Origin of the sequence: Halorubrum sp. Eb13 (assembly GCF_002252895.1) — an archaeon.
Taxonomy (GTDB): Archaea; Halobacteriota; Halobacteria; order Halobacteriales; family Haloferacaceae; genus Halorubrum.
The window spans coordinates 1-25155 of record NZ_NHPE01000078.1; the positions used below are offsets into that span (position 1 = coordinate 1).

Below are 25155 nucleotides of genomic sequence, written 5' to 3' on the forward strand. Positions count from 1 at the left end.
CGCCGACCTCGGCGCGGCCGAGCACGGGCGCCTGCTCGTCCAGCCGGACGAGAGCCTGATTGGGCAGGCGGCGAACCGCGGTTCCCAGAGGATCGCTCACTCCAGTACTTCCCGGTACGCTGGTGGGCTTAACTTCCGTGTTCGGAATGGGTACGGGTGTTTCCCCACCGCTCTGGCCGCCTTTACGCCGACGCTCGGATTCGAACCGAGCCTCTCCGCTGAGAGACGCCTGTGTCGGTGGTTCCGATCTCGCGATCGGCCGACCGTGTATACGTGCGATCCAGTTACCGCCTGAACTCATGCGAGTGTGGTGTCAGTGCCGTATGATTGTGGCTTCGGTCTGTTAGTGCTCGTGGACTCAACACCTCGTTGCCTCGGTGCGTACATCCCGAGTCTATCGAACTCGTCTTCTACGAGTGACCTCAACGGTACTTCTTTTCCATGTGGGTTTCGAGCTTAGATGCGTTCAGCTCTTACCCCGTGTCGCGTGGCTACCCGGCATTGCGTTCTCACACAACCGGTACACCAGTGGCGACCAAACGTAGTTCCTCTCGTACTATACGTTCGTTCACGTCAAGTACCTTGACACCCCCAATAGATAGCAGCCGACCTGTCTCACGACGGTCTAAACCCAGCTCACGACCTCCTTTAATAGGCGAACAACCTCACCCTTGCCCGCTTCTGCACGGGCAGGATGGAGGGAACCGACATCGAGGTAGCAAGCCACCCGGTCGATATGTGCTCTTGCGGGTGACGACTCTGTTATCCCTAAGGTAGCTTTTCTGTCATCTACGGGCCCCATTCCGGAGCCTCGTAGGTTCGCTAGACCACGCTTTCGCGTCAGCGTCACTCGTTGGGAATGACACTGTCAGACCATCTTGTGCTCTTGCGCTCTTCGCCGGATTCCCGACCCGGCTGAGATGATCTTCGGGCGCGCTCGATATCTTTTCGAGCGCGTACCGCCCCAGTCAAACTGCCCGGCTACCGGTGTACTCCTCCCGGAGTGAGAGTCGCAGTCACCGACGGGTAGTATTTCAATGCTGACTCGGTGGCCCGCTAGCGCGGGTACCTGTGTAATGTCTCCTACCTATGCTGCACATCGGCGACCACGTCTCAGCGACAGCCTGCAGTAAAGCTCTATAGGGTCTTCGCTTCCCCTTGGGGGTCTCCAGACTCCGCACTGGAACGTACAGTTCACCGGGTCCAACGTTGGGACAGTGGCGCTCTCGTTTATCCATTCATGCAAGCCGCTACTGAAGCGGCAAGGTACTACGCTACCTTAAGAGGGTCATAGTTACCCCCGCCGTTGACGGGTCCTTCGTCCTCTTGTACGAGGTGTTCAGATACCCGCACTGGGCAGGATTCAGTGACCGTACGAGTCCTTGCGGATTTGCGGTCACCTGTGTTGTTATTAGACAGTCGGAGCGCCCGAGTCACTGCGACCTGCTCCGTAGAGAGCAGGCATCCCTTCTTCCGAAGGTACGGGACTAACTTGCCGAATTCCCTAACGTCGGTTCTCCCGACAGGCCGTGGCTTTCGCTGCCAGAGCACCTGTGTCGGATCTCGGTACGGACATCGTGCTTGTCTTTTCACGGGCCCTATGTACGGCTGACTTGCGCTATCTCACGGTTCGCTCGCTTCGTGCCGTGACGGCTTCCACGAGTTTCCATGATTCGACCGGGCGAAGGCCCGGCTCAGCGTTCCACACGGCGTCGACGTTTACTGCACGATGGCACTGGAATATTAACCAGTTTCCCGTTGATGCAGTCGAGTTGCGGTGCATCTTAGGACCGGCTGACCCTCGGCTGAGTGGCAGTGCCGAGGAACCCTTGCTCATCAGGCCGTCGAGGTTCTCACCCGACTATCGCTGCTACTGTGACCAGGATTGTCGTTTCTGAACGGTCCACGCGAGCTCTCGCCCGGGCTTCCATCCGAACAGAACGCCAACCTACGCGGTTGCCCTGTGACGGGCACGGCCAGGTCTCGGTGGTAGATTTGAGCCCCGATCATTTTGGGCGCCTCAAACCTCGGCCGGTAAGCTGTTACGCTTTTCTTAGAGGGTAGCTGCTTCTAAGCTCACCTCCCGGCTGTTTAGGGCTTGAGACCACCTTCGAATCGCACTTAATCTACACTTTGGGACCTTAACCCGGCTCTGGGTTGTTCCCCTCATGGTGCACAGGCTTACCCCGCACACCGGACTCCCTTCGTCTACAGCGCCTGCGGGTTTGGAGTTTGACAGGATGGCCGACTCCTCTCGGAGGCGGGTCATCCAATCGGTAGCTCTACCCCGCGGGCTACCTCGGAAGAGGTCATGCTTCGACATGTTTCGGTTGGAACCAGCTGTTGCCAGGCTCGATGGGCCTTTCACCCCTATGCGCAGATCACGAGAGGATATTGTAGAATACCACCTCTAACGGGCCTCCACGTGGCTTTCGCCACGCTTCACCCTGCCTGCGTATAGATCGCCTGGTTTCGGGTCGCACCCAATTGACTCCCCGCGCTTGAACACGGTGGCCCTCGCACGTATGTGCTGCGGCCGTATCGGTTTCCCTGCGCCTTCCTCGGTTCACGAGTTAGACTTGCCAATCAAGTGCACTCCCTGGGTCGTTTTTCAAAACGCACGACACGACGTCGGCTCGTCTCTCTTCCTACTAGAGAATCGCTTCTCGGTCGTTTTGAGAGACGCCTTGTACGCCCTGTCGCTCGATCGCCAGCTGATTTCAGGCCCTATTGCACCGCCCTTCTCGGGGTGCTTTTCAGCGTTCGCTCACGCTACTTGTTCGCTATCGGTCTCGAGGAGTGTTTAGCCTTCTCAGGGGATGCCTGAGTTGTTCACAGAGGATATCCGACCCCTGCTACTCTGGTATTGACGCCAACGGTACTGCACTCTCGTACGGGGTTGTCACCCTGTTTCACGCTCCGTTCCAGGAGACTTCTGAGAGTGGGTCGCGTTTTGGTTGTCAACCCGAACACCACATTGGTCCGAAGACCTTCGGTTTGGGCTGTGTCGCGTTCACTCGCGGTTACTGACGACATCGCGGTTGCGTTCTTTTCCTTCCCTTACTGAGATGTTTCAATTCAGGGAGTTCCCTATTGCGCAAAGCAATTGTAAACGGATTCCGATTCGGAAATCTCATGTTCTTTCCCTCCATGCGGGTCCCATGAGCTTTTCGCAGCTTGGCACGTCCTTCGTCGGCTCTCGAGCCGAGCCATTCACCAGCTGGCACAGTAGCCAGTAGTGTTGTTGGACGGTTCCGGAAGGAACCTCCAACGGTGTCAAGTGACATAGTGTCACCCGACTGTATATGGTTCACTGACGTTCCACGAACTCGTATGAGTTCAGTGGACGTCTGGATCGCACGTATACACGGTCGTCATCGAATCTCCCTGGCGGGGAGTTCGTCGAACCCTTCCCATCCGCGGTTTCCCGGGATGGTGCATCGGTCGTCGTAACCCAACGGAATCGCGTCTCCCACTTAAGGGGACGGATTCACGCTGGGGGACATGGACTCACTGGGATTCGAACCCAGGGCATCCTCCTTGCAAGGGAGGCACTCTACCGCTGAGCTATGAGCCCACCTTCCCTCGGTGGGAAGGCTCTGCGCTTGTGATGTGTGAACCGTGGTAGTTCGTCGGTGTCCAGATCGGTGGGTGAACGGACACGTGACCATGCATGAGTAGTGACCGTCTTGAGAGACGGTCGAAAGGTGAGCTCGCCCAGAGGGCGAGTCTCGGGTCTGTGGAGGTGATCCAGCCGCAGATTCCCCTACGGCTACCTTGTTACGACTTAAGCCCCCTTGCGAAGCCCAGATTCGACTCGTGAAACGAGCCTCATCCGGACCTCACTCGGGTGCTTTGACGGGCGGTGTGTGCAAGGAGCAGGGACGTATTCACCGCGCGCTTATGACACGCGATTACTACCGAATCCAGCTTCATGTGGGCGAGTTGCAGCCCACAATCCGAACTACGATCGAGTTTCTGAGATTACCGTCTCCTTTCGGAGTAGGAACCCTTTGTCTCGACCATTGTAGCCCGCGTGTTGCCCAGCACATTCGGGGCATACTGACCTACCGTTGCCCGTTCCTTCCTCCGTGTTGGCCACGGCGGTCTCCCTACTGTCCCCAGCCACTTCGCAGTGCTGCTGGCAAGTAAGGATGCGGGTCTCGCTCGTTGCCTGACTTAACAGGACGCCTCACGGTACGAGCTGACGGCGGCCATGCACCTCCTCTCTGAAACTCGGATAAGGTCATCAACCTGATCGTCATTATTACAGTCGATGCTGGTGAGATGTCCGGCGTTGAGTCCAATTAAACCGCAGGCTCCTCCGGTTGTAGTGCTCCCCCGCCAATTCCTTTAAGTTTCATCCTTGCGGACGTACTTCCCAGGCGGCCTGCTTAGCGGCTTCCCTACGGCACAGCACCCACTCGTAGTGGGAGCCACACCTAGCAGGCATTGTTTACGGCTAGGACTACCCGGGTATCTAATCCGGTTCGAGACCCTAGCTTTCGTCCCTCACTGTCGGATCCGTTCTCGCGACGTGCTTTCGCCATCGGCGGTCCGTCCAGGATTACAGGATTTCACTCCTACCCCGGACGTACCCGTCGCGCCTTCCGGTCCCAAGCCACACAGTTTCCACCGGACGCCCACCCGTTGAGCGGGTGGATTTTCCGATGGACTTGTGCGGCCAGCTACGGACGCTTTAGGCCCAATAAGATCGGCCATCACTCGGGCTGCCGGTATTACCGCGGCGGCTGGCACCGGTCTTGCCCAGCCCTTATTCGTCCACCTCCCTACGGTGGACAAAAGCGTAGGCTCTATGCCTACGCACTTGGGATTCCCTTATCGCACTGTCGTGCAGTGTAAAGGTTTCGCGCCTGCTGCGCCCCGTAGGGCCCGGAATCTTGTCTCAGATTCCGTCTCCGGGTTCTCACTCTCATGACCCGTACCGATTATTGGCACGGTGGGCCGTTACCCCACCGTCTACCTAATCGGCCGCAGCCACATCCTTCGGCGCCGGAGCATTTAGCACAGTCCTCATTCCAGGTGGACTGTGGTATCTACTATTAGCCTCAGTTTCCCGAGGGTATTGTAGTCCGAAGGGTAGTTTGGCCACGTGTTACTGAGCTATTCGCCACGAGTCTGAACTCGTGCGACTAGCATGGCTAAATCGAATCCCAATAGCAATGGCCTCCGGCAGGATCAACCGGAATGTATAACCTCTGAACCTGGTTCCCGGCTCGGAGGGGGTGTTGGCGGGTTTTGACTCTCGGTGAGTCAAAACACCATTGCATGGTCTATGTGGTGTCCGGGTCAGCCAGCGATCTGGATGACACCGAACTACCACGGCTCACATCAGATTTCCTCTTACGCCGGAGCGCAGGGGGCGAAATCCTCATCTTCGCGGACTTGATTGTACCCTTCGAGGGGACATAAACCCATCGAAGCGTTCCAAGTCCAGCGAAACCGGGCCGAGTTGAACGGCCCGAGTTCGCGGATGCGTTCTTCGCATTAGTCACGATGCCCGGGTTGTATTTAACCCCGTCGAAGCATCGACGCCACGTCATGCGGTTTCATGCCGGGGAACTGTGAACGAACCCACAGCTACGCGAGACGGTATCAAAAAAGGTCGAACGGCCCCGGAAGTTACTCCTCGTCGATGTACTCAATTCCTTGCTTCGAGACGTTGGCCTTCGTGATGTCGTCGAGGTCGTTGAGCCAGAATTCGTCGTCCGCCTCGTCGACCTCGGGGGCGCTATCCTTCCAGGCCCAGCCCTCGTACTCGTGGACCTTTTTTGTGCCTTTCTCACGGAGACGGAGCGTGGTTCGCTCCGCCTCCTCCTCGGAGGGAGCCGGCTCGAGCGTTCGGGCCGCTTTGAGCGCGGCCTGACGGGGCATGTTCCCAGAGAACTCGCTCGGTTCCGATCCGTCTTCCTCTCGAAGGGCGAAGTTTCGCTTACCGTCTTCACGTACCATGGTTTGTGCTCCATGCGAATCCAACACACAGTGTGTAATAAATATATCGGGTAAATGAAAGCTGATCGGCAAAAGATTTTTATATTAACTCCGTCCGGGCTAGCGGTTTTGGCCGGTCAAAATCGATCGATTCTGAACGGCGGGACGAAGGGTAACACAAACCGACCGTCCGTGCGCGGCTGGCGCGGGCGACTGCGAGGCGACGAAAGAGCGAACCGAGGGCACCGAATGAGGGTCTCGGACCGCCCGGTGGGCCCGTGGAGTGCGGATTCGGGTAAACAACACTTATGTGTCTGCTATGGCGAAGTGCGACCAGTACAACCGCGATGGTCCGTAAAAAGAAGCTCAGCCCCAGTGGCGCCAAGGACGACGAGGGGGAGTACCACAACGTCCACGTGAATCTCCACGAGGACGAGCTCGCCGTCGCCGGCATGGAGATCGGCGACGAGGTGTTCGTGCGGGTCCGAGACGGGAAGATAATCATCCAGAAGGCAGATTCAAATCCCGAGCAGCTCGAGCACGACTTCTGAACCGGATCTCGTTTTCGGCCTTCGCCCGGGCCGCCGACTCGCCGCCGCGAGCGACCGCGACGCCGGCGTGCGACGCGCGGGCGACCGCCCGTCGGTCGGCGGATTGATGCCCGCTCGTAACGAGGTGGAAACGATGGGCGCGTACGACCTGTTGAAGCCGGCCCTATTCGGTCTGCCGGCGGAGACGGCACACGGGATGACACACCGGTTGTTGCGGACTGTACAGGGGACTCCGGTCGAGACCGCACTGCGCGAGCGGTACGTCGTCGACGACCCGCGGCTGCGGGTCGAGGCGTTCGGAAACTCGTTCCCGAACCCGATCGGCGTGGCCGCCGGGTTCGACAAGAACGCGGAGGTGCCGCGCGCGCTCGCGTCGCTCGGGTTCGGCCACGTCGAGGTCGGCGGCGTGACGGCCGAGCGACAGCCGGGGAACCCGCGGCCGCGACTGTTCCGACTCCGCGAAGACGAGGCGCTCATAAACCGGATGGGATTCAACAACGAGGGCGCGGACGCCGTGGGCGCCCGGCTCGACCGGGATCCGATGCCCGACGTGCCGGTCGGGATCAACATCGGGAAGTCGAAGTCGACGCCGCTCGCGGACGCGCCGGACGACTACCTGTACACGTACGAGCGCGTCGCGGACGCGGGCGACTACTTCGTCGTCAACGTCTCGAGTCCGAACACGCCCGGGCTTCGGGAGCTGCAGAACCGCGAGGCGTTAGAGGAGATACTCGGCGGGCTCGCGGACGCGGGCGCGAGTCCCCTCCTCGTGAAGCTCTCGCCGGACCTGCCGGAGCCCGCGGTCGGGGACGCACTCGGGGTCGTCGACGACCTCGGTCTCGACGGGGTCATCGCGACCAACACCACGACCTCCCGGCCGGAATCGTTGGAGAGCCCGAACCGCGCCGAACGCGGCGGCCTCTCCGGGAAACCCATCGAGGACCTCGCCACCGACCGGATCCGGTTCGTCGCCGAGCGAACCGACGTCCCCGTGATCGGGGTCGGCGGGGTCGCTGACGCGGCGGGGGCGTACGAGAAGATACGCGCCGGGGCCTCGCTCGTGCAGCTGTACACGGGACTCGTGTACGAGGGACCGAGCCTCGCCCGCGACATCAACGAGGGACTGCTCGAACTGCTCGACCGAGACGGCTTCGACTCAGTCGACGACGCGGTCGGGGCGGACCTGTAGAAGACGGTGTCGACGGGCGGCGGTCGGCTTACGCCTCGGCGCGGACGATGACGACGACGTCGTCGGCCTCGAGCAGCTCTCCGTCGCCTCGGTACTGTCGCTCTTCCTCGATCGAGAACTCGTCGCCGACGAGCGTGACGCCGGCGACGCGGAGCTCGTCGCCGTCGATCTCGTACTCCTCCCGCGCGATGGCGGCCTCGATGTCGCCGACTTGGTTCCCGTACTTGGGGCCCACGGTCGCGTAGTCGAGGTCGATCCCGGTGATCACCGTCTCGACCGGTGCGTCCTCGTCGGGGTGGACCGTCAGGTCGGCGACGTGCATCACGCCCGTGATGTCGTCCTCGAAACCGCGAACGTCCGCGTACACCTCGACGGCGTCGAGCTCCGCGTTCAGCGGGAGCTGGTTCTCGCTCTTGTACTTCCGGAGGACGCCGACGACGGCCGTGGCCGCCGCGCCGGCCTCGTGGTCCGCTTCCAAGCCGAGCGGCTCGGGCCAGTCGGCGAGGTGGATCGAGTCGCGCGCGCCGTCGGCGATCGGCGCGTCGACCGCGTCGGGGTCGCTCGCTCCGTCCGCGTACATGTCGTGCCAGAGCTCCTCCGTCACGTGCGCGAGCAGGGGCGCGAACAGCTTCAGGAACCGGCGGTGCGCCGTCCTGAGGGTGTACGCCGCGGCGGCGTCCTCGCGCTGCTTGGCGATCTCGAGGTAGTCGTCGCAGAACGTGTTCCAGAAGAAGCTCCGGAGCTCGTCGCGGGCCTTCGAGAACGCGCGGTCCTCGAACAGCTCGGTGAGCCGCTCGACCCGGTCGTCGAGCTCGGCGAGCAGCCAGCGGTCGAGCTCGCGGAGTTCCTCGTCGGCCGGCGCGTCCGGGTACGGCTCCGGCGCCAGCGACTCGACGAGCTTCGAGGCGTTCCACAGCTTCCGGATCAGCTTCTCGCCCGCGCGGAGGTCCTTCTGCTTGAACGGGAAGTCGTCGCCGACGGCGGTGCCGGCGGCCCAGTAGCGCGTGGCGTCGACGGGGAACTCCGCGAGCACTTCCTCGGGCTCGACGACGTTGCCGACGGACTTCGACATCTTCTCGCGGTTCTCGTCGAGGACGTGACCGTTGATCATCGTCTCCTCGAACGGGACCTCGCCGGTGTGCTCGTAGCACTTCACCAGCGTGTGGAACAGCCAGAAACTGATGATGTCGTGGCCCTGCGGCCGGAGGTCGAACCGGTACAGCTCCGGGTGCTCCATGGTGAACTCCTCGGCCTCCTCGTCCCAGTCCCAGCCGGCGTTGATCAGCGGCGTCAGGCTGGAGGTGGCCCACGTGTCGAGCACGTCGTCCTCGGGTTCGAACGCGTCGTGCCCGCACTCGGGGCAGGCGTCGACCGGCGGATCGTCCGAGAGGGGGTCGACGGGGAGGTCGGCCTTCTCGGCGACGACGACCTCGCCGCAGTCCTCGCAGTACCACACCGGGAACGGAATGCCTGAGGAGCGCTGGCGAGAGATGAGCCAGTCCCACTGGAGCCCCTCGACCCAGTGCTCGTACCGGGTGAACATCTTTTCGGGGGACCACTCCATCTCCCGCCCGATCTCGAGGTACTCGTCGGTCTTGTCGAGCATCTCGATGTACCACTGCTCGGTGACGAGGAACTCGACGCTCGTCCCGCAGCGCTCGTGGACGTTGACGGTGTGCGTGATGTCGCGGCGGTCGAGCAGCGCGCCCGCCTCGTCGAGGTCCTCGACGATGGCCTCGGCGGCCTTCGAGGAGTGCATCCCCTCGTACCCCTCGGCGACGTCGGTCATGTGGCCGGACTCGTCGATGGCGACGCGGAGGTCCAGATCGTGGACCTGGTACCACTCGATGTCGTTCTGGTCGCCGAACGTACAGCACATCACGATGCCGGAGCCGGTCTCCATGTCGACGCGCTCGTCGGCGATGATCGGAACTTCGTGGCCGAACAGCGGGACCTCGGCGGACCCGCCGACGAGGTTCTGATTCGCCTCGTCGTCGGGGTGGACGAAGACCGCGACGCAGGCCGGGAGGAGCTCGGGTCGCGTCGTCGAGATGACGAACTCCTCGGGGCCGTCGGCGGTCCCGTCATCCCCGGCCACGGGGAAGGTGATGTCGTTGAAGTGGCTGGCCTGCTCGTCGTCCTCCGTCTCGACCTGCGAGATCGCGGTCTCGCACTCGGGACACCAGATCGCGGGGGCCTTCTCGCGGTACTCGCGGCCCTGGTCGTACAGGTCGACGAACGACAGCTGGGAGACGCGCTGGACGCGCGGCTCGATCGTCTGGTAGGTGTGGTCCCAGTCGACGGAGACGCCGAGCGACTGGACGTTCTCGGTGAACTGCTCCTCGTAGTCAGCACAGACCTCGCGGCACTTCGCCTGGAACTCGCGGCGCTCGAAGTCTTGATGGCGGATGTCGAGCTCGTCCTCGGTCAGCCGCTCGGAGGCGATGCCGTTGTCGTCGTAGCCGAACGGGAAGAACGTCTCGCCGCCGTTCATGCGCTCGAAGCGCGCGACGAAGTCCTGGAGGGTGAACCCGTACAGGTGACCCATGTGGAGGCTCCCCGATACCGTCGGCGGGGGGGTGTCGATGGAGAAGACGGTGTTCGGGTCGACCGGGTCGTCGTCGGGGTAGGCGTACGTCTCCTCGTCGACCCATCGCCGCTGCCACCGCGGCTCGACGGTCTCGGGGTCGTACTCACCACTGGGCATTTCACGCTCACCTTCCCGCGGTTCCCCCTTAACGGCCTCGGTTGTAGGGGCGCGCGCTACGCCGCGTCGCCCGCCTCGGGACTCACACCACGTCGTCGAGGTCGTGCTCGGCGGCCATCCGCGAGGCCTCCGCGGCGAACCGCTCGGCCTCTTCGTCGGGGCTCTCCCCGAGCGCGCTCTCGTCGACCTCGCGGCCGGCGGTGATCCCGTCGCCCGTGACGAGCCGCTGTTCGGCGAGTTCCTTCGTGTGCATCCGCTCGCCGTCCTCGGTGGCGTAAGTGAGCCGCACGAGCCCCTTCGAGTCGAACTGCCGGTCGACGAGCCAGACCGTAGTCATACGCGGCGATGGGTGCCTGCGAGGCTTAAAAAGGACGGTCGGGCTGTGAGAAATCGGCGGCGACAATCGATTTCGGAGAGCGGTCGCGGTCGGGGAGACTCAAAGGGGCAGTTACCGGTGATTTGCTTCGAATTCGACTCGGCAGCGGGCCACGCCGCTCGTCGCCAGCGCTTTGTACCGCGTCGCCGAAGTGGGAGGCATGCGCGTGAAGTTCGACCGCGACACCTGCGTCGGGATGTATCAGTGCGTCGCCGAGTGGGACGCCTTCGAGAAGAACCTGAACGACGGGAAAGCCGACCTGCGGGGGAGCGAAGAAGAGGAGGAGGACGTGTTCGTGGTCGAGGTGCCCGACGGCGAGGAGTTCGACGCGAAGTTCGCGGCGCGGGTCTGCCCGGTCGACGCCATCGAGGTGTACGACGACGACGGCGAGCAGGTGGTGTGAACGACCGCGGGATCTCGATCGATCACTTATGAATCGCTACTGGTAGATCGACGGCGAAAACCTCCAAAACTCACCAGTCGCGAGGACTCGCGCATCTCGTTGGGCTCCTCGCACCCTTATCAGGGCGCCCCGAGGCACGCACCGAGATGAACGATCGCTAAGGGCGCCGATCTCCGTCCGCTTCGGTTTATAAGCGATCAGCCAGGTCCTCGGCGAAGTACGTGACGATCAGGTCGGCGCCCGCGCGCTTGAGCGACAGCAGCGACTCGTGGGCGGTCGCCTCCAGATCGAGCCACCCCTTCTCGGCGGCGGCGTGTAGCATCGCGTACTCGCCGGAGACGTTGTACGCGGCGACGGGGTGTTCGAACTCCCGCCGGAGGTCGGCGACGACGTCGAGGTACGGGAGCCCGGGTTTCACCATCAGCACGTCCGCGCCCTCCTCAGCGTCGATCCGGGCCTCGCGGAGCGCCTCGCGGCGGTTCGCGGGGTCCATCTGGTAGTGGCGGCGGTCGCCGAAGGCGGGCGCCCCGTCGGCCGCGTCGCGGAAGGGGCCGTAGAACGACGACTCGTACTTGACGGCGTAGCTCATGATCGCCACGTCCTCGTGGCCGGCCCTGTCGAGCGCCTCGCGGATCGCCCGCACCTGCCCGTCCGTCATCGCGGAGGGCGCGACCATGTCCGCGCCCGCGTCGGCCTGCGAGACGGCGGTCTCCGCGAGCAGTTCCAGCGTCTCGTCGTTCTTTACGGTGAGCGTCGGATCCGTCTCCGCCGCCGCCTCGATCACCCCGCAGTGGCCGTGGTCGGTGTACTCGCAGAGGCAGACGTCACCGATGACGTAGGCGTCGGTCTCGGCGGCGATACGGCGGATAGCGCGCTGGACGACCCCGTCTTCGGCGTACGCCCGGCTCCCCTCGGGGTCTTTCGACTCGGGGACCCCGAAGAGGATCACGGCCTCGACGCCGGTCTCGCGGACTTCCTCGACGCGGTCGACGGCCTCGCTCACGGGGACGCGCTCGTGGCCCGGCATCGTCTCGATCGGGACGCGCTCGTCGGTCGTCGCGTCGACGAAGACGGGCGCGACGAGGTCCGACGCAGACAGCGAGTGCTCGCTGACGAGCGGACGGACGCCGTCGGTCCGGAGCCGCCGCGGCCGGTCGGTGGGGTGCATACCGGAGCGTTGGCTCCGGGCGGTCTTTTATGATCCGTCCGCGGCGAGTCGACGCGGGAGGTGCGGGAGGTCGGCCGAAGACGACGAGGAGGGGCTCTACTCCGACGACTCGACGTCGATCCGGTCGCGGAGCGACGCGAGCTCGTCCGACTCCGCGAGCTCCTCGACGCGTTCCTTGAAGTGCTCCTCGCAGAGGCCGACGACCACGCCGCTCTGCTCGGCCTCATACGTGGCCTCTCGGTCGCAGTAGTGACACCGCATAGTCGCTACTCTATCGGCGTCGGGCTTAATCTTGTTCGTCGATCGGGAGGGATCCGGTCCCCTTCGCGGGCGGGTCGGGCAGCCGGTCGCGGACGGGCTCGAACGCCTCCGCGGTCAGCCCCGCCTCGGCGAGGGTCCGCTTGTGAGCGTCGCTCCCGCCCGTCAGGAGGAGGTCGCTCTCCGCGGCGACCCGCTCGACCCGCGCGTCGTCGACCGGGCGGCCGTACGGGTAGAACCGCTCCACCGCGTCCAGCTCGCGGGCGACGTCGAGCGCGGCGTCGACGTCGTCGTACCGGAAGGGGTGCGCGAGCCCGACGAACGCACACGCGTCCCGGAGGAGCTCGACGCCGCGCTCCAGCCCGGTCACCTCGCGGGCGACGTAGCAGGGCCCGTCGTTCCCGATCAGCTCGTCGAAGGCGCCCGCGTAGTCGTACGGGGCCGCCGACTCCTCGATGGCGCGGGCGATGTGCGGTCGCCCGAGGCCGGGGCGAGGCTCGACGCCGAGGTCGACGTCGAGCCGCTCCTCCACCGCGTCGAGGATCGCGGCCCCGCGGCGCTGCCGGTCCGCCTGCAGCCGATCGGTCTCGGCGTCGAGCGCCGCGGTGCGGTCGACCGCGTACCCGAGCAGATCGAGCCGCTCGAAGCCGGCGTCGACGCGCAGTTCGATCCCTCGAACGACGAGGAGCCCCTCGCGCTCGACGACGGGCGCGTCGAGGTCGGGGTGGACCCGGTCGTGGTCGGTGACGGCGACGCAGTCGAGGCCCGCGTCAGCGGCGGTCGCCGCGAGCTCCGCGACCGTCATGGTGCCGTCCGAGACGGTGGTGTGCGCGTGGAGGTCGGCGACGATCCGGTCCGTGTCCATGAGTCCCGTTCGTCGACCCCCGTACTAAGCGCCGACGATAGTCGCCTGTGAACGCACACCAATATAAGGAAATATAATTAGATATCCTCGACTAAGGTTGTGCATGGACAATCATTAAGAACCATCGGGGATTTCCACCTGATGATGCGCTTGAACGGCGTCGACGACCGACTCGAACGGCACCAATATCCGACGACCTCGGAGGAACTGATCGCGGCCCACGGGAACGCGACCGTAGAGCTCGCGGAGGGATCCGAGCGTCTCGGTGACGTGCTAGAGCGGTTCGGAGAGCAGACGTTCGACGACGCGGAAGACGTGTTCACCACGCTCCGCGCCGGTGTCTGTCACCGCGGAGTCGGTCGCCGGTTCTACTCGGACCGCGACCCGACGACCGACGCCGAGGACGGGCCGTCGCCGGTCTCGTTCTGAACGGGGCCGCAGACCGGGGTCATTTTTCCGCCGCTGCCGCGTCGCCAGCGCCGCGAGCGTCGCCGACGGTGACGTTCACATCGTGTCCGGCGCGTGGCGGGTGTGCGGCGCGTGGCGGAGACGATCCGAGGCCACACCAGCCGACGCTACACCCAGTCGATCGCCGGCGACAGGTCGATCGGCACCGATCCCTTCCTGTATCCCTCCACGCGCCCGTTCGGGCGCGCACGGAGGACGACCGCCGGGCGGTGCCGGACGTCCGGCTCGGCGCCCCGGACCGCGGCCCAGTCGTCCGCGGGGAACGAGGTGCAGTCGACGAGCAGCGTGACGCCCCCGCCGTGCGCCTCTAGCTGGCCGCTCGTCTTCGTCTCGGCGGTGTCGCGGACCGCCGCGACGGGGCCGCTCGCGGACCGGTTCGAGGCGGGCTGCGGCCGCGTCACCTCGACGAGAAACGAGCGCCCGGTGTCCGGATCGGTCGCGCGGAAGTCGAGCGAGTGTCCGGTCGTCACCTCGACCTCGGGGGTCACGTCGTAGCCGGACTCGCTGAGGATCCGCGCCGCGGTGAACTCCGCCATCGTCGCGCTCATCCGCACGAGGTCGAGGGACGCCGACGTGCCCAGCTTGCCCGCCATCGTCTCGCGGTAGTCGTCGAGGATTCCCGGCCGGAGCGTCTCCTCGACGAACCCGGTTCCCTCTTCGCGCGTCGCGTCCGGGAACCCGGCCGCGTGGTCGCGGAAGAACGCCCGCGTCGTCTCCGCGCCGTCCTTCGAGCAGAACACGGGGAGGAAGTACCACGAGACGTGCGGGTACGCCGCGAGCCACGGCTCGTCGTCGTGCAGCGCCGCGAGCAGCTCCCGCTGGACCCACCGCGAGACCGGGTACGGGACCTCGTCGAAGGCGTACTTGTCCGTGCGCCACAGCTCGCTGGGCGTCTCGGTGTTGCCGATCCAGTATCCGGTCGGGCCGCCGCTCGCCCCCGCGGGCGGGTCGCCGTCGTCGTCGGTCCAGCAGAACAGGGCGAACGAGCCGTCGTCCATGTCGAACCGCCGCGCGTCGTACCCGGGCGGAGGGCTGAACCACGGGTCGCTCGCGGTCGCTCCGAGGTTGTCGTCGAGCGGCCGCTCGAGCTGCGAGCGGACCCGGTCGGCGCTCCACCGACCGGGAGCGCGCCTGAATCGGAGCGGTTGTGCCACGGCGGTGCTACCGGTCGCCGGGTCTAATCGCTTCCGGTGGCGCGAATGCGACGCCGCGCGGCCGCGTCGTCGTTATCGTTTCGATGAACAGACAATTCACCGACACATATATCAACGATTATATCTAAGGTATGGTGTACCATGTCAATGGGTGCCTATGACGAGGCCGAACACGAGCGTCGCGAGAAGAAGACCAGCGAAGTCGACGCCGACTTCGACGCCGAGCGGCCGGAGTACTCCGGATCGCTCACGTACGACTCCGGCGACTCCGCGGAGGCACTCCTCGACAAGTTCCAGGAGCTGCAGGGCGAGTGAGACGGCGACTCGGACCGCGTTTCTGCGGATCCGTCGACTTCCTTCTGAACCAATGACCGCAGAGTAGCGAGCCGACGAGCGGCGGAACCGGCGAGCGGCGGGACCGACGAGTAGCGAGGCCGAGCGCCTCCGAGACCGAAATCCGTGAGCGCGGCGGCTCTCGGAGGGGACCGATCGGTCAGGTCAACGCGATCGCGGCCGAGCAGACGATCGCGACCGCGAGGACGTGACCGACGACGGCGCCGAGCAGGATCGGTTCCTCGAGCAGGAACGGGACGAGCACCAGTTGGAGCGCCGAGAATCCGATGTTCTCCGCGTCGAGACGCCTGACCCGCGAGGCCTCGCTCGGGGAGAGATCGACGTTCACCGCCCGCCAGAGGGCGACGACCGCGCTCCACCACGACGTACCGATCCGGTAGGTGAGGTCCCACAGGATCAACAGGGTGAGGTACACCACCGGGATCGGCGGGTTGGGACCGAACAGGCGCTCGATCAGCGTCCCGTCCCACGCGATCACGTACGTGAGCAGCGCGATGAACGCGAGCACGCCGAGAACGATCTCGATACTCGACCCGAACAGCAGCCGCTTGTGCTCGGGAGGCGTCGAGAGGCGGCGGTTAGCGGCGCCGAGTCGGTGCATCTCGACGCTTCCGATCGCCGCGACGAGGACGGCCACCGTCCCCGCGAGGACCGCGTCCCACAGCCCGTAGTACCAGCCGAGCGCGAGGACGCCGATCTGAAACAGGAGGAACTGGATCGCGACGGCGAGCGTACGGGAGATCCCCAGGCCGGGAATCCCGCCGACGAGGCTCTCGTACACCCACGTCTCGCCGTAGTTCCGGCTCACGGTTCGACCTCGACGTCGGTCGCCGAGACCGCTTCGGTCGGGTCGCCGCGACGGGGGCGGTCGATCGCCCTCGCGACGGCGACCTCGAAGGGCGTCTGTTCGATCGGCACGAGGTCGCGAATCCGGTCGTCCTCGACGATCACGGTGTTGCGGAGTCCCTCGACGAGCGAGCGAGCCAGGTAGGGGTTCACGTCGGTCACCAGTCGGAGCCACTTCGCCGATAGCTCCGGGCTCAACACCGGCACGCGGATGATCCACAGCCTGTGCCCGAGCTGTCGGCGGGTTCGGCGGAGTATCTCGGCGTAGGTCAAGACGTCTGGCCCCCCGATCTCGAACGTGTCGTCTCGCGTTTCCGGGGCTTCGAGGACGCCGGTGAGGTAGCCGACGACGTCGTCGATCGCGATCGGCTGACAGAGCGTGTCGACCCACTTCGGCGTCGTCATCACCGGGAGCCGGCTCGCGAGCCCGTGGATGACGTCGAAGCTCGCGCTCCCGGCACCGATAATGATGGCCGCCCGCAAGGTGGTCAGCGCCGGGTCGCCCGTCTCGAGGATCCGCTCCACCTCGCGGCGGGATCGGAGGTGTTCGGAGAGCTCTTCGCGGTCCTCCCCGAGGCCGCCGAGGTAGATCACGCGGTCGACGCCCGCGGCCGACGCCGCCTCGACGAAGTTGGTCGCGCAGTTGCGGTCGCGTTCCTCGTAGCCGGGACCGCCGTCCATGGAGTGGACGAGGTAGTAGGCGGCGTCGACCGGGTCGCCGTCGATCTCGAACGCCGGCGGGAGGGTGTCGGGCTCCAGGAGGTCGCCCTCGACGACGTGGACCCCGGGGGGCGGAGCGTAGCCGTCGGCGTCGCGGACCAGGGCGACGACGTCGTGGCCGCGGTCGAGGAGCGTCGGGACGAGCCTGGTACCGACGAATCCCGTGGCGCCGGTGACGAGCACGCGCATACCGATCACTCGGGCGGGAGGACTATAAGCACCGGTCACGGCGATTCGCGTCCGGGTTCGGGGGCGGCGGGCCCCTCGGTCGCCGGGACCGATCCCTAGAAGGGCCCGCGCGGTGCTCGTTGGGACATGCACGCAGGCGAGTACGAGCCGGTTCGTGGGGTACCGGACCTGTACGTCCACGACACCGGGATGTTCGACACCGACGAGTACGGGGCCGTGTACGTGTACGACGCCGATCGCCCGATCGTGATCGACACCGGCACCGGCGCGAACCGCGAGGCGCTGTACGAGACGATAGCCGAGGTCGGGATCGACCGCGAGGAGCTCGCGTGGATCCTGCCGACCCACGCCCACCTCGACCACGCCGGCGGGGCGGGTCACCTCGCCGAGCGCTACCCGAGCGCGGAGGTCGTCGTGCCGGAGAAGGGAGTGCGACACCTCGTCGACCCGGAGGCGCTCGTCGCCGGGACGAAGTCCGCGGTGGAAGACCAGTGGCGGTACTACGACGACCCCGACCCGGTTCCCGAAGGCCGGATCTCGGGGCTCGCGGAGGGCGACCGGATCGACCTCGGGGACCGCGAGCTGGTCGTTCACGAGGCGCCGGGGCACGCGCCCCACCACGCGATCTACCACGACCCCGACGCCGATGTCGTCTTCACCGCCGACGCGGCCGGGATCTACGTCCCCGCGGTCGACGGGATCGAGCCGACGACGCCCCCCCCGCAGTTCGACCTCGACCAGTGCCTCGCCGACGTCCGGACGATAGAGGGGCTCGAACCGGACGTCCTCTGTTTCGGGCACTTCGGCCCCCGCAAATACGAGCCGAAGCTGACCGGCGAGATCAAGCGCGCGTACGTGGAGTGGGTGGAGGCGATCCGCGAGAAGCGCGAGGAACTCGGCGACGACGACGCGGTCGTCGAGCACTTCGAGGCGGCGGCGGAGCGAGACGTCGAGTTCTGGAACCCGGAGCGCGCCCGCGCCAACGCGAGTCTGAACGTTCGGGGCGTCCTCGGGTACCTCGACTACGTCGCGGAGAACGAGGGGGAGTGACCCCAGCGGCGTGGCGCTCCCGACGGAAACTGCCTAAACCCCGCGTCGCCTAGGTCCGATTCATCAATGGGCATCTTCGACACGATCCGCGCCGTGCTCGGGACGAGCGCCGAGACGGACGCGACCCGCGAGGCCGACCCAGAGGACCTCTTCGGGATGTCGACCGCGTACATGACGATGGAGGCGGACCTCGGCTACGACCACTGCGGGGAGGCCGCGCTGTGTTTCTCCGGCGTGGATAGCACCCGCTTCGACGACGCCGTCGAGACCGTCGAGGCCATCCTGGAGGCCGGCGAGATCGAGACGGGGACGGGGTTCCACCGCCACGAGGACGACCACGGCTACCAGTGGTTCGTCCTCGAGGACGACGACCCGGAGGACCTCGTGACGAGCGTCCACTTCGCGGCCGATCAGTTCATCGAGGAGGGGTTCGGGTCCAGACTGCTCGCCGCCGTCTTCGGCTTCGAGCGCGGCGACGTCGACGCCTACTGGATCTACTCGTTCCGGCGCGGCGCGTACTACCCGTTCTCGCCGAAGGGGACGAGCGACCGGAACCAGCAGGTCGAGTTCAAGCTCCAGTCCGTCCTCGACGGGGAGCTCGGCTTGGAGGACGACGAGTCGTACTGGTACCCGCTGTGGCCGGACGCCCCCGGGAACCGCCCGTGGGAGTGAGCCGATGAGCGCGTCGACGTCGGAGGGAGAGACCGGATCGGCGCCGGAGCCGGAACCGGACGACGGTCCTTCCGCCGACCCCTCGAACCCCGGCGGGTACGACGCCCGCGACGCCCCGAGGAAACGGGTCGTTCGGGCGGTCGCGGTGCAGGCCGCGATGCTGAGCGCCGCGGTCCACCTGCTGTGGGCGTGGCCGCGGCTGGGCGGTCAGGGCGATCCGCGCCCCTACGTGTTCCTGCTCGGCGGGGCGTTCACGGTCGCCGTCGCGGTCGCGACGCTGCGCGCGCCCGAGTACCGGCGGCTGTACGCGCTCGGCGCCGGGACCCTCGCGGCGTTCCTCCTCGGTTACGTCGGCTGGCACGGCGCCGCGGCCGGCTCGGCGATCGCGGGCGACCCGCTGGCTATCGTCGCGAAGGGGGCGGAGCTCGTCGGCGTCGCCGCGTTCCTCGCGCTCTATCGGCTCGCGCCGCCGACGGGCGTCGTGCTCGAGCGGCGGGGGGGATCGACCGCCGAGAGCGACGAACCCGCCGAGGAGCGTGCCGACCCGTGACGGACGAGACGTACCTGACCGTCGCGGAGCCCTCGACGGCGACGTTCGAGGTCCGGGGCTCGGAGTTCCTCGGCCACGTCGCCCCGGTGGACACGGTCGAGGAGGCCGAGGAGTTCATCGAGCGCGTCGGAGCGGAGTACGGCGACGCGACCCACAACGTGCCGGCGTACCGGGTGCCCGCGGGCGAGGCGTCCGAGCGGACGCCCGGGCGCGAGCCCATGCTCCGGGAGTACTCCTCCGACGACGGGGAGCCCTCCGGGTCGGCCGGGAAGCCGGCGCTCAACGTGCTCCAGCAGCGCGAGATCCGCAACGCCGTCGCCGTGGTGACCCGCTACTACGGCGGGACGAACCTCGGGGTCGGGGGGCTCGCGCGAGCCTACTCGCGGGCGGTGAAGGAAGGCGTCGACGCGGCCGGGGTCGTCGAGGAGCGGCCGCACCGGCGGCTGGTCGTGGAGACGGGGTACGACGACTCGGGGACCGTTCGGGGCGTGATCGAGTCCTCCGGCGTCGCGTTCGACGCCGACTACGAAGAGCGCGTGCGGTTCGATCTCCGCGTTCCGGTGGCCGAGGTCGACGAACTGGTCGAACGGCTCAACAGCGCGACGAGCGGTCGGGTCGAGATCGACCGGTAGACCGCGGAGTCGGCGGGCGAGGAGGGTTCGAATGGCGAACGGGCGACGGAGTCGAAACGGAACGGCCCCGCGGCGGTGCGTCGCGCTCCCGCCCAGTGCGCCGCGGGCGACGGTCACGTCACGGGTGGTGCGGCGGTATCCGACTTCAGCCGTCGACCGGTCGGACCCGATACGGAGGCAGCGACGGCTACGAGAACTTTCGAACGGTCATCTCTAGGGTGTCGAGGTCGAGGATCGGCGCGTAGCCGGCGTCGGGGTCGATGTTGACGGATTTCTGAAAGTCGGTCTGCGCCTGCCAGCAGCCGGAGTTGACGGCGAGGACGTTGTGGTACTTCCCCCAGCCGAGCTTGTGGACGTGCCCGGTGTGGAACACGTCGGGGACGTTCTCGATGACGAGGTAGTCGCGCTCCTCCGGGGCGACGCGGGTGTGGCCGCCGAACTGCGGGGCGACGTGGCGCTTCTTCAGCAGTTGGTACATCGCCTTGTGCGGCTCGTCGTAGCTCGCCTTCTCCTCGGGGAGCTCCGCGATCACCTCGTCGAGCGAGACGCCGTGGTACATCAGTACGTCGACGCCTTCGACGCTGACGGTGGCCGGGTTTGAGACGATCTGCGCGTCGTGGACGTCCATGATGTCGCGGATCTCGTCGTTGAACCCGGGCTGGGGCTCGGCGAGCCTGACCGCGTCGTGGTTCCCCGGGATCATCACGACCTCGGTGTCCGCCGGCACCTCCTTGAGGTGCTCCGAGAACGCCTCGTACTGATCGTAGATGTCGACGATCTCCAGCTCCTCGTCCTGATCGGGATAGACGCCGACCCCCTCGACCATGTCGCCGGCGAGGAGGATGTACTCGACCGGCTCGGCCTCGGGCGTGTGGAGCCAGTCGGTGAAGCGGTGCCAGGCGTCGGCCATGAACTCGTCGCTGCCGACGTGGACGTCGGAGATCAGCGCGGCCTGGACGTGGCGGTCGGCCGCCCCGGTTCTGTGGGTACGGGGAACGTCCGGGAAGTGCAGCGAGTCGGCGAATAAGATTCCGGAGTCGTCAGCGAGCGTCCCCTCGACGGCGACGCACTCGTCCATCAGGATCTCGTCGACGACGTCGGCGAGCCCCTTGTCTTTCATCACCAGCGCGGGGAACGTCCCGGTGGTGTCCTCCAGTTCGACGAGCCAGTGGCCGGACTTCGTCGAGCGGATATCGTTGACGAGCCCGATCATCGCGGCGTCGCTGCCGCCGGGCATGTCTGCGATCGCCTCGGCGGGCCGGTGGTTGACGCGACCCCGAAGGACCTTCGAGAGACGCTCGTACCGGTCGCGAAACGTCCGGACGAAGTCGGCGTACTCGCCGGTACCGGTGCTCCGTCCCGTCATGTCGTTGCCGACCTCCAGCTCTCTGCGGTCCGCGTCGCGGTCGGAGCGCCCGTCGGTCGAATCGGTGCGAACGTCATCCCCGGACCCCTCCGTTTCGACTGGAGATCGGCCCGTATCAAGGGCTGAGTCAGGGTTCGAGCCGGTCGGGGCTCCGGAGTCGGCGCCGGGGTCAGCGTCGGCGTGACGGTCAGCGTCGGCGTGACGGTCAGCGGCGGCGTGACGGTCAGCGTCGGCGTGACGGTCAGCGTCGGCGTGACGGTCAGCGGCGGCGCCGGAGTCAGCGTTGGCGCCAGGGTCAGCGTTGGCGCCTGGGGCGGCGTTGGCGCCAGGGTCAGCATCGGCGCCGGTCGTGATCTCGGAATCGGCGACGTCGTCGGAACCGACCGCCGTGCGGACGTGGTCGGCGGTGATCCGGAGGGCGTCGTCGGGTGCGCGGTCGACGGCCGATTCGAGGGCGGCTGCGGAGTCGGGAGCGCTCGCCAGGAGGGTGACTGCCTCTCGCTCCGCGTTGTAGCCCCGTCTGGCGAGTTCCTTGACGATCCGGGCGTTCGACTCCAGCGGCACGACAGTCGAGAGGGGGGTGCGACTCAAAACGGTTCCGGAGGACGGGTCCGCCGTCCCGCGACCCGACGAGAGCCGTGACCCGGAAGCTTATCACCGAAACCCGACAAGCCGGACGTAATGGACGAAGGGGATCGGCCGGGAACCGACGGCGATCCGGCCGAGCGAAGGGCAGCGTCGGACGACGACGGAGAGGAACGAGGGCCGCGCGACGAGCCGGAATCGGACGGTCCGGCCCACTCGGGAGACTCGGCCGATCCGGCCGACTCGTCCGATCCGACTGATCCCGTCGATCCGTCCGAATCGACCGATTCGGCCGAGGCGTCTGACCCGACTGATCCGGCGGATACGACCGGTCCGATCGACGCGTCCGAGGGAGACGAGTCGACCGAACGGCACGATTTTCCCGGGATCGAGGACCGCGAGGAGAGAGCGGAGCGAGGTCGCGGCGGGTCGGAACGGAACGAGACGGAAAGCCTCCTCCATCGGTTCCGGCACGACAGGGAAGGCGTCCTGATGTGGATTCGAGAGATGCTCTCCAGCGTGGCGATCGTGCTGGTGATCGGGTTGATCCTGTTCGGAGTCAGCGGCGTGTGGCCCCCGATGGTGGCCGTCGAGTCCGGCAGCATGGAGCCCAACATGGAGGTGGGCGACCTCGTGTTCGTCACGGAACCCGGACGGCTCGCGCCGGACGAGGCGGACAACGACGTCGGGGTGGTGACGTACGAGGACGGCCGAACCGTCGACTACCGGACGTTCGGGTCGTACGGGTCGGTGGTGATATACCGGCCGCCGGGACGGACCGCCTCGCCGATCATCCACCGGGCGATGTTTCACGTCGAGGAGGGGGAGAACTGGTACGACCGGGCCGACGACGAGTACCACAGCGCGACGGGGTGCGCCGACCTCCGCCACTGCCCGGCCCCTCACGACGGGTTCATCACGCTCGGCGACAACAACGCCGCGTACGACCAGGCGAACGGGCTCGCGGCGCCGGTCAAGGCCGAGTGGCTGACCGGCGTCGCGCGGGTGCGCGTCCCGTATCTCGGATACGTACGGCTGATCGCGAGCGGTCAGGCGGAGCTGAGCGACGTGGTCGCGACGACCGCCGCGGCGGAGCCCGGCGCGGTCGACGAGCGCGGGACGGCTACCGAGTCCGATGCGGTCGGTGGGCGGGCGGCGGTCGGTGACCCCGTCGTTTCGGGTGGAGGGTCGATCGCGAGCGCGTCTGCGTGAGAAGGATCGGAACCGAGCCCAAGACCGCCGAACGAGATCCGCGGGCGGGTCGAGTGACGCTGCCGATAGCGGGAGCGCGAGTCAGTTGTCGAACCGCGCCTGAACGAACGGCTGCGCGTTCTCGATGTCGCCGAGGCGGGAATCGGACAGCAGGACCGCTTCGGTCTCCTCGACGGGGACGGACAATCCCATCTCCTTCGTGCGGCCGTAGCGCCCCTTCGAGACGACGACCGCGTTGACGATCCCGAGCATGTCGAGTTCGCTGATGAGGTCCGTGACGCGTCGCTGTGTCAGCACGTCGGCGTCGATCTCCTCGCACAGCCGCTTGTAGATGTTGAACACCTCGCCGGTGTTGATGTTGTGAACCCCGTTCTTCTCGAGCAGGATCACGGCGAACAGGACGATCTTGCTCTGGGTGGGGAGGGTTCGAACGACCTCGACGACCCGGTCGAGTTCGATCTTGTCCTGGGCCTGCCGGACGTGTTTCTCGGCCACGATCTCCGCCTGCGAGCGCTCGGCGAGCTCGCCGGCCGTGCGCAGGAGGTCGAGCGCACGGCGAGCGTCGCCGTGTTCCTGCGCGGCGAACGCCGCACAGAGGGGGATCACGTCGTCGGTGAGCGCCTCCTGTTTGAACGAGATGTCGGCGCGGTGTTGGAGGATGTCCCGGAGCTGGTTGGCGTCGTACGGCGGGAAGACGATCTCCTCCTCGCCGAGGCTGGACTTGACCCGCGGATCGAGGAAGTCGGTGAACTTCAGGTCGTTCGAGATGCCCATGATCGAGATCCGGGACTTCTCGAGCTCGGAGTTCATCCGCGAGAGGTTATACAGCGTGTCGTCGCCGCTCTTTTCGACGAGCTTGTCGATCTCGTCGAGCATGATGACGACGACGCGCTCGTGGTAGTCGACCGCCTCGAAGAACGTGGAGTAAACGCGGTCGGTCGGCCATCCCGTCATCGGGACCTCCTCCATCTCGTCGGCGTCGTCCTCGAGGTCCGCGATCCGCGCGTCGAGCGCTTCGAGGGTAGCGAACTCGGTCCCGGAAAGCGATCCGACGTCGTCGACGGCGGCGGAACGGAGCTCGCGACACCGGTCGAGTCGGTTCGCGATGACCTGCTGGTTCTTCTCGATGAACGTGTTGGCGAGTTGCGCGAGGACCCGATACTGGGTGTCGGTCACCTCGCAGTTGATGTACTCGACTTCACAGGGGACGTCGTACTTCTGTGACGTCGATTCGAGTTCCTGAGAGACGAACTTCGCCGAGGCCGTCTTCCCGGTTCCCGTCTTGCCGTAGATGAGGATGTTCGACGGGGTTTCGCCGCGCAACGCGGAGACGAGGATAGTCGCCATCCGGTTGATCTGGTCGTTTCGGTGGGGGAGTTCATGCGGGGTGTAGGAGGGACGAAGCACCTCCTTGTTCTCGAATATGGGTTCGCCCGAGAGGAGGTCGTCGAACAGGCCCTGATTGTCGTCGTCGTCGTCGTCGAGGACGACCCCATCGAAATCGACGTCGGGAGAAGAGCGGTCGCGGCCGCCGCTGCCGACATCGACGTCGGTGTCGCCGGGAACGTCGGTATCGACGTCGACGCCGACATCGGGATCGGCGTCTGCGCCGGCGTTCACATCGACGTCGGTGTCGGAGTAAGAGCGTCGGGAACCGTTCGAATCCTCGTTCGGAGGGTCGGCACGCTCGGTCGAGCCATCGGGTTCCTCAGTGGCGGGGTCGAGATCGGGGTCCGCTGGACTCGAACGCGGGTCGTCGAGATCCTCGTCTGTCGTGGACGGGTCGCCGATGTCCCCGCCGCTGTTCTCCGATTCGCCCGCCTGTGGTGTGTGCTCTCCTTCGTCCATGTGAACCCCTCCGTTTTCGTCCATGTGAACCCCTCCGTTT

The 25155-nt window shown here is 66.0% G+C and carries 21 protein-coding genes, 1 tRNA gene and 3 rRNA genes; 10 read left to right on the top strand and 15 right to left on the bottom strand.

Annotation, left to right across the window (positions count from 1 at the left end):
* Positions 1-62: 62 nt before the first annotated feature.
* From rrf to DJ75_RS08780, 5 genes are all read right to left on the bottom strand, one after another.
* A 5S ribosomal RNA gene (gene rrf, locus DJ75_RS08760) occupies positions 63-184 on the bottom strand.
* A 140-nt stretch (positions 185-324) separates the two neighbouring features.
* Positions 325-3241: ribosomal RNA gene (locus DJ75_RS08765) — 23S ribosomal RNA — on the bottom strand.
* Positions 3242-3505: 264 nt separating this feature from the next.
* A tRNA-Ala gene (locus DJ75_RS08770) sits at positions 3506-3577 on the bottom strand.
* Between the two features lie 163 nt (positions 3578-3740).
* Positions 3741-5210, bottom strand: a 16S ribosomal RNA gene (locus tag DJ75_RS08775).
* The 16S, 23S and 5S rRNA genes sit together here with 1 tRNA gene alongside, the layout of an rRNA operon.
* A 433-nt stretch (positions 5211-5643) precedes the next feature.
* Positions 5644-5973 (bottom strand): non-histone chromosomal MC1 family protein, encoded by a 330-nt coding sequence (locus DJ75_RS08780; protein WP_094524118.1) that lies wholly within the window; start codon positions 5971-5973, stop codon positions 5644-5646.
* A gap of 326 nt (positions 5974-6299) precedes the next feature.
* On the opposite strand from DJ75_RS08780, the gene DJ75_RS08785 reads away from it, so the two are divergent.
* Entirely contained in the window at positions 6300-6503 is a 204-nt protein-coding gene (locus DJ75_RS08785; RefSeq protein ID WP_092564125.1) for a hypothetical protein, read from the top strand.
* Positions 6504-6636: 133 nt separating this feature from the next.
* On the top strand, positions 6637-7692 hold the full coding sequence (locus DJ75_RS08790) for a quinone-dependent dihydroorotate dehydrogenase (protein WP_094524119.1): 1056 nt from the start codon (positions 6637-6639) through the stop codon (positions 7690-7692).
* A 28-nt stretch (positions 7693-7720) separates the two neighbouring features.
* On the opposite strand, the gene DJ75_RS08795 is transcribed toward DJ75_RS08790, so the two are convergent.
* Together DJ75_RS08795 and DJ75_RS08800 are read right to left on the bottom strand one after the other, a co-directional pair.
* Positions 7721-10399 carry a valine--tRNA ligase gene (locus tag DJ75_RS08795; protein WP_094524120.1) on the bottom strand — a complete coding sequence of 893 codons (2679 nt, stop codon included), beginning with the start codon at positions 10397-10399 and terminating at the stop codon, positions 7721-7723.
* An 82-nt stretch (positions 10400-10481) separates the two neighbouring features.
* On the bottom strand, positions 10482-10736 hold the full coding sequence (locus tag DJ75_RS08800; protein ID WP_094524121.1) for a hypothetical protein: 255 nt from the start codon (positions 10734-10736) through the stop codon (positions 10482-10484).
* A gap of 199 nt (positions 10737-10935) precedes the next feature.
* Between DJ75_RS08800 and DJ75_RS08805 the strand changes: the two genes are divergently transcribed.
* Complete coding sequence (locus DJ75_RS08805) at positions 10936-11178, top strand: ferredoxin (RefSeq protein WP_094524122.1); 243 nt, start codon at positions 10936-10938, stop codon at positions 11176-11178.
* A 187-nt stretch (positions 11179-11365) separates the two neighbouring features.
* Here the strand turns inward: DJ75_RS08805 and hemB are convergent, their stop codons facing one another.
* The 3 genes from hemB to DJ75_RS08815 all read right to left on the bottom strand — a co-directional run bounded on the left by hemB (position 11366) and on the right by DJ75_RS08815 (position 13469).
* On the bottom strand, positions 11366-12346 hold the full coding sequence (hemB, locus tag DJ75_RS08810) for a porphobilinogen synthase (RefSeq protein ID WP_094524123.1): 981 nt from the start codon (positions 12344-12346) through the stop codon (positions 11366-11368).
* Between the two features lie 96 nt (positions 12347-12442).
* Positions 12443-12607: a DUF6757 family protein gene (locus DJ75_RS18620; protein WP_170938336.1), complete on the bottom strand. Its 165-nt coding sequence runs from the start codon at positions 12605-12607 to the stop codon at positions 12443-12445.
* A 25-nt stretch (positions 12608-12632) separates the two neighbouring features.
* Positions 12633-13469 carry a PHP domain-containing protein gene (locus tag DJ75_RS08815; protein WP_094524124.1) on the bottom strand — a complete coding sequence of 279 codons (837 nt, stop codon included), beginning with the start codon at positions 13467-13469 and terminating at the stop codon, positions 12633-12635.
* 144 nt (positions 13470-13613) lie between these two features.
* On the opposite strand from DJ75_RS08815, the gene DJ75_RS08820 reads away from it, so the two are divergent.
* Positions 13614-13898, top strand: coding sequence for a DUF2795 domain-containing protein (locus tag DJ75_RS08820; RefSeq protein WP_094524133.1), 285 nt, complete (start codon positions 13614-13616; stop codon positions 13896-13898).
* Between the two features lie 146 nt (positions 13899-14044).
* On the opposite strand, the gene DJ75_RS08825 is transcribed toward DJ75_RS08820, so the two are convergent.
* Positions 14045-15091 carry a DUF5784 family protein gene (locus tag DJ75_RS08825; protein ID WP_094524125.1) on the bottom strand — a complete coding sequence of 349 codons (1047 nt, stop codon included), beginning with the start codon at positions 15089-15091 and terminating at the stop codon, positions 14045-14047.
* 147 nt (positions 15092-15238) lie between these two features.
* Here DJ75_RS08825 and DJ75_RS18625 point away from each other — a divergent pair, with 147 nt between their 5' ends.
* On the top strand, positions 15239-15406 hold the full coding sequence (locus DJ75_RS18625) for a DUF5786 family protein (protein ID WP_170938337.1): 168 nt from the start codon (positions 15239-15241) through the stop codon (positions 15404-15406).
* A 178-nt stretch (positions 15407-15584) separates the two neighbouring features.
* Here the strand turns inward: DJ75_RS18625 and DJ75_RS08830 are convergent, their stop codons facing one another.
* Positions 15585-16253: a hypothetical protein gene (locus DJ75_RS08830; RefSeq protein WP_094524126.1), complete on the bottom strand. Its 669-nt coding sequence runs from the start codon at positions 16251-16253 to the stop codon at positions 15585-15587.
* Complete coding sequence (locus tag DJ75_RS08835) at positions 16250-17200, bottom strand: NAD(P)H-binding protein (RefSeq protein WP_094524127.1); 951 nt, start codon at positions 17198-17200, stop codon at positions 16250-16252. Before DJ75_RS08835 ends, DJ75_RS08830 begins: the two co-directional genes overlap by 4 nt.
* A gap of 126 nt (positions 17201-17326) precedes the next feature.
* On the opposite strand from DJ75_RS08835, the gene DJ75_RS08840 reads away from it, so the two are divergent.
* From DJ75_RS08840 to DJ75_RS08855, 4 genes are all read left to right on the top strand, one after another.
* Entirely contained in the window at positions 17327-18250 is a 924-nt protein-coding gene (locus DJ75_RS08840; protein WP_094524128.1) for an MBL fold metallo-hydrolase, read from the top strand.
* Positions 18251-18316: 66 nt separating this feature from the next.
* Complete coding sequence (locus tag DJ75_RS08845; protein ID WP_094524129.1) at positions 18317-18922, top strand: hypothetical protein; 606 nt, start codon at positions 18317-18319, stop codon at positions 18920-18922.
* Positions 18923-18926: 4 nt separating this feature from the next.
* The gene (locus DJ75_RS08850; RefSeq protein ID WP_254921916.1) at positions 18927-19472 is read left to right on the top strand and encodes a hypothetical protein; all 546 of its coding nucleotides are present in this window, start codon (positions 18927-18929) and stop codon (positions 19470-19472) included.
* Positions 19469-20104 carry a YigZ family protein gene (locus tag DJ75_RS08855; RefSeq protein ID WP_094524130.1) on the top strand — a complete coding sequence of 212 codons (636 nt, stop codon included), beginning with the start codon at positions 19469-19471 and terminating at the stop codon, positions 20102-20104. Before DJ75_RS08850 ends, DJ75_RS08855 begins: the two co-directional genes overlap by 4 nt.
* A 187-nt stretch (positions 20105-20291) precedes the next feature.
* Here the strand turns inward: DJ75_RS08855 and DJ75_RS08860 are convergent, their stop codons facing one another.
* The gene (locus tag DJ75_RS08860) at positions 20292-22034 is read right to left on the bottom strand and encodes a DNA-directed DNA polymerase II small subunit (RefSeq protein ID WP_094524131.1); all 1743 of its coding nucleotides are present in this window, start codon (positions 22032-22034) and stop codon (positions 20292-20294) included.
* Positions 22035-22151: 117 nt separating this feature from the next.
* Between DJ75_RS08860 and DJ75_RS08865 the strand changes: the two genes are divergently transcribed.
* A complete protein-coding gene (locus tag DJ75_RS08865) occupies positions 22152-23267 on the top strand; it encodes a S26 family signal peptidase (RefSeq protein ID WP_254921917.1) in 1116 nt (371 codons plus the stop codon).
* A gap of 81 nt (positions 23268-23348) precedes the next feature.
* On the opposite strand, the gene DJ75_RS08870 is transcribed toward DJ75_RS08865, so the two are convergent.
* Positions 23349-25115 (bottom strand): Cdc6/Cdc18 family protein, encoded by a 1767-nt coding sequence (locus DJ75_RS08870; protein ID WP_094524132.1) that lies wholly within the window; start codon positions 25113-25115, stop codon positions 23349-23351.
* Between the last annotated feature and the right edge of the window lie 40 nt (positions 25116-25155).